Here is a 4,675-nt window from a genome sequence, read left to right on the forward strand (position 1 = left end):
GGGCCGCGGACACCGGGGCGGACATCTATGCCGTCTCGGCCCTCTACACGGCCGGCGAAGACCACCGGCTGGCACTGCATCTCGGCGCCCGGGCCATGGACAACCGGATGTTCTCCGTCCTGGCGAACCTGGCGGGCGCCACGCCGCTCGGCCCTTCGTGTGGCCTGAGCGGGTTCTGGGGTCCTGACGGGCTCCCGCTCCGGCAGGCGGCCGGCTCCGGCACCGAGGTGCTGACCGCGAGTCTCCAATACAGTGTGCTGGCGCGGTTTCGGCGGCCCTGAGTCCGGCCGGGCCGCCGAAACGTGACGCACGGCCGCCGAGTTTGACGTTCGTCACACCGCCGCCATTGTCCTAACATGCCGCAGACAAGGTAACGTTTTTCATATGGCTGACTCTGATATTCGCTCTTACACGTTCGGGACCCTCGTGACTGCCATGGTCACGCCTTTCACATCGGACGGTGAGGTCGACTACCGGCAGTCGGCGGAACTGGCGAGCAAGCTCGTAGACGACGGCAATGACGCCCTCGTGATCTCCGGCACCACGGGGGAGACCTCCACGCTCGAGGACGACGAAAAAGAGAAGCTCTTCCGCGTCATCGTCGAGGCCGTGGGCGACCGCGCCAAGGTCATCGCCGGAACCGGGACCAACCACACCTCGCACTCGATCGAGATGGCCAAGCGCGCCGCCAAGGCCGGAGCCCACGGCCAGCTGATCGTCACGCCGTATTACAACAAGCCCACCCAGGCCGGCATCCTGACGCACTTCCGTCTCGTCGCCGACGCGACCGACCTTCCGGTGATCCTCTACGACATCCCCGGCCGTACGGGTGTCGAGATCAAGTACGAGACGATTCTGCGGCTGGCCAAGCACCCGAACATCCTCGCCGTCAAGGACGCCAAGGGTGACTTCAGCGAGGTCAGCCGGGTGCTCAACCAGACCGACCTGATGTACTTCTCGGGCGATGACGCCAACGTCCTCCCGCACCTCGCGATCGGGGCCTCCGGACTCATCGGTGTGACCGCGAACATCGCGGCCGCGCCGTACCGGACGATCGTGGATGCCGTGAACCGCGGCGACCTCGCGACCGCCACCGCAGCCCACCAGCGCCTCGAGCCCCTGGTCCGCGCCACGATGACGCACGTGCCGGGCACGGTCGCGGCCAAGTACATCCTGCACGGCCTCGGCCGCATCGGCAGCCCGCGCGTGCGCCTGCCCCTGGTCGGTCCCGAAGAGTGGGAGGCCGCGGCGATCGAGGACGAGCTGGCTCTCGTCCGCGAGGTCGCGGGCGCCGACTTCTCCAACTTCCGCCCCGACCGCAACGCGGCCGCCGGCGGTGCCCTGCCGAAGGTGCACGGCACCACGAGATAAGCACCGGCGTCCGCCGAACCGCGGCCAGGGACGCCACACGAAGGGATGCCGTACGGCGGCATCCGAGGAGGCACTTCATGCCCACGACCGTCTACGACCCGCCCGCGCTCCAGCCGGGCACACTGCGCGTCTTCCCCCTCGGCGGCCTCGGCGAGGTCGGCCGCAACATGACCGTCTTCGAGTACGAGGGCAAGCTCCTCGTCGTCGACTGCGGCGTGCTGTTCCCCGAGGAGCACCAGCCCGGCGTCGACCTGATCCTGCCGGACTTCGAGCCGATCAAGCACCGCCTCGACGACATCGTCGGGGTCGTCCTCACCCACGGGCACGAAGACCACATCGGCGCCGTTCCCTATCTGCTGAAGCTCAAGGGTGACATCCCTCTGATCGGCTCGGGTCTGACTCTCGCTCTCATCGAGGCGAAGCTCAAGGAACACCGGATCCGCCCCTACACGCTCACGGTGAAAGAGGGGCAGCGCGAACAGGTCGGTCCCTTCGACCTCGAGTTCATCGCCGTGAACCACTCGATCCCGGATGCCTTGGCGGTGGCGATCCGCACCCCCGCCGGCCTCGTGCTGGCCACCGGCGACTTCAAGATGGACCAGCTGCCGCTGGACGGCCGCATCACCGACCTCCGCGCATTCTCCCGCCTGGGAGAAGAGGGCGTCGACCTGTTCCTCGTCGACTCCACCAACGCCGACGTGCCCGGGTTCACCCCCACGGAGCGTGCGATCGGACCCGTGCTCGACCAGGTCATCGCCAAGGCCCCCCGACGCGTCGTGGTCGCGAGCTTCTCGAGCCACGTGCACCGCGTGCAGCAGGTGCTCGACGCAGCCCACGCCAACGGTCGTCGTGTGGCGCTCCTCGGGCGCAGCATGGTGCGCAACATGGGCATCGCGGCCGATCTCGGCTACCTGAACGTCCCGGACGGCGTGCTCATCGACTACAAGAAGGCGCGCGACCTGCCCGACGACAAGATCGTCTACATGTCGACCGGTTCGCAGGGCGAGCCCATGGCCGTCCTGAGCCGCATGGCCAACCTCGATCACGCGATCGAGCCGGGCGAGGGCGACACCGTGATCCTGGCATCCAGCCTCATCCCGGGCAACGAGAACGCCGTCTACCGCGTCATCGACGGACTGACCAAGCTCGGCGCCACGGTCGTGCACAAGGGCAACGCCAAGGTGCACGTCTCGGGCCATGCCGCCGCCGGCGAGTTGCTGTACTGCTACAACATCCTCCAGCCCAAGAACGTGCTGCCCGTGCACGGCGAGTACCGCCACCTGGTGGCCAACGCCAAGCTCGCTCAAGAGACCGGCATCCCGGCCGAGAACACGATCCTCGCCGAGAACGGCACCGTCGTCGACCTCCGCGACGGTCGCGCCGAGGTGGTCGGTCAGCTCGACATCGGCTTCGTCTACGTCGACGGCTCGTCCGTCGGCGAGATCACGGATGCCGACCTGAAGGACCGCCGGATCCTGGGCGAAGAGGGCTTCATCTCGGTGATCGTCGTCGTCGACCGCCAGACCGGCAAGATCATCTCCGGACCCGAGGTGCACGCGCGCGGATTCGCCGAGGATGCCGCGGTGTTCGAGAGCGTCAAGCCGAAGATCGCCGCCGCGCTCGCGGAGGCTGCGCAGTCGGGAGTCCGCGACACGCACGCGCTCTCCCAGGTCGTGCGCCGCACGATCGGGCGGTGGGTGAACCAGGCGCTTCGTCGTCGGCCGATGATCGTTCCGCTCGTCATCGAAGCCTGAGGCCCGGTCCGATGGCCACCCCGCGGGGGTGGCCATCGGCCGCCCGCGCCGTGTGACGGCGCGAGCGTCGGTATCATGCGGGCATGCCCGCCATCCCGATTCGCGCGGCGCTCCCGTCCGACGGCTCTTTCCTGGTCGATATGACGGTCGAGGCCGCCAATTGGCGCGCCGGCAGTGCGCGCCCGCGCCACGAGATCCTCAGCAACCCCGACCACCGGCGTTACGTCGCGGGGTGGCTGCGACCGGGCGATGCGGGGTTCGTGGCGGAGTCGCCCGCGGGCGAGGCGATCGGGGCGGCGTGGTACCGCCTGCATCCGCGCAGCGAGCCCGGGTTCGGCTGGGTCGGCACGGGGGTGCCGGAGCTGATCATCGGCGTGCGGCCCGTGTGGCGAGCGCACGGCGTGGGCCGTGCGCTCCTCCAACGTCTCGTCGGTCATGCCCGCGATGAGGGGTTCTCCCGCATCAGTCTGAGCGTCGAGCGGGACAACTTCGCCCGCACCTTCTATCGCCGCGAGGGCTTCGCCGTCACTCTCGCCGGGCAGGGGCGCGACGTCATGGTCCGCACGTTGCGCTGAGACTCCCGGGTATCGGTCCTGTCTCGAACCCCGCGTCGGTCCGCACGAATGTCGGACACCCCGCCTACCGTGGAGGAATGGCCCGCAGTACGTCCACGTCCGGCGGTCGCGCTCCCGCGAAGGGACAGGCGCGTCCGAAAGCGTCGGCGCCCGCGCCCAAGCGGTACGTCGACGAGCCCGAGAAACCGCCGTTCGCCGTCCGCGCGTGGATGGCGCTGGCTCACGGCGTCGGCGGGATGTTCCGCGTCTTCGGGCCAGAGACCCTCGAGCGCGATCAGCGGCGCGACGGATTCCCGTTCCTCCTCGTGCTGCTGGCCGCCGTCGGCGCCGTGGTCGAGTGGTTCTTCATCGGCACCGATGTCGCGGCCACGATCAGCGCCTACAGCTTCGGCGGACTCATCGGCCGCGTGGCCTTCGTCTTCCCCGTGCTGCTGCTCCTGCTCGCCGGGTGGCTGTTCCGGCATCCCTCGTCGGTGCACGACAACGGCCGCATCGGCATCGGCTTCGCCCTGTTCGTCATCGCGATGGCGGGGTTCTGCCACGTCGCCGGCGGGCGTCCCGCGCCCAGCGCGGGGCTGCCGACGCTCAGTCTCGCGGGCGGTCTCGCCGGCTGGCTGAGCGGGGAGCCGCTCGCCCTCGTATTGAGGGACGTGGGCGCGTACATCGCGCTGTCGCTGCTGACGATCCTCAGCATCCTCATCCTCACCAAGACCCCGCCGAACCGCATCGGACGACGTCTCGGCGACCTCTACGCGTGGATGTTCGGCGCCGAGCGCGTCGAGAAGGACGCGACCACGGCGGTCCTCCCCGCGGATGCCGACGACGAGGCGACCGCAGAGAAGTCGATGCCGTGGTGGCGACGCAATAAGTCCGGCCGCGAAGAAGACGTCGACGGACAGCTCGGCTCCGACGACCTCACGTCCCTGCTGACTCCGGGTACCCCCCAGGGCGGATTCGAGTCGGCGGTCGTGACAC

Annotated in this window: 5 protein-coding genes; all 5 read left to right on the plus strand. The window is 69.0% G+C overall.

Features of this window, described 5'->3' with window-relative positions; translation table 11 throughout:
* Nucleotides 1–281, plus strand: a 281-nt coding sequence (locus LQV45_RS18155; RefSeq protein WP_374208242.1) for a nitrilase-related carbon-nitrogen hydrolase, incomplete at its 5' end; no start/stop codon positions are given.
* Nucleotides 282–384: 103 nt separating this feature from the next.
* Nucleotides 385–1,371, plus strand: coding sequence for a 4-hydroxy-tetrahydrodipicolinate synthase (gene dapA / locus LQV45_RS18160; protein ID WP_230008222.1), 987 nt, complete (start codon nt 385–387; stop codon nt 1,369–1,371).
* Between the two features lie 77 nt (nt 1,372–1,448).
* Entirely contained in the window at nt 1,449–3,125 is a 1,677-nt protein-coding gene (locus tag LQV45_RS18165; protein ID WP_230008223.1) for a ribonuclease J, read from the plus strand.
* 83 nt (nt 3,126–3,208) lie between these two features.
* Nucleotides 3,209–3,700 (plus strand): GNAT family N-acetyltransferase, encoded by a 492-nt coding sequence (locus LQV45_RS18170; protein ID WP_230008224.1) that lies wholly within the window; start codon nt 3,209–3,211, stop codon nt 3,698–3,700.
* 77 nt (nt 3,701–3,777) lie between these two features.
* On the plus strand, nt 3,778–4,675 hold an 898-nt coding region (locus LQV45_RS18175; protein WP_374208243.1), incomplete at its 3' end, for a DNA translocase FtsK 4TM domain-containing protein.

Source organism: Microbacterium sp. Bi128 (genome assembly GCF_918698205.1).

Coding starts and splice junctions, on each gene's coding strand:
- LQV45_RS18170 (WP_230008224.1), top strand. CDS start 3,209: ATGCCCGCCATCCCGATTCGCGCGGCGCTCCCGTCCGACGGCTCTTTC.
- dapA (WP_230008222.1), top strand. CDS start 385: ATGGCTGACTCTGATATTCGCTCTTACACGTTCGGGACCCTCGTGACT.
- LQV45_RS18165 (WP_230008223.1), top strand. CDS start 1,449: ATGCCCACGACCGTCTACGACCCGCCCGCGCTCCAGCCGGGCACACTG.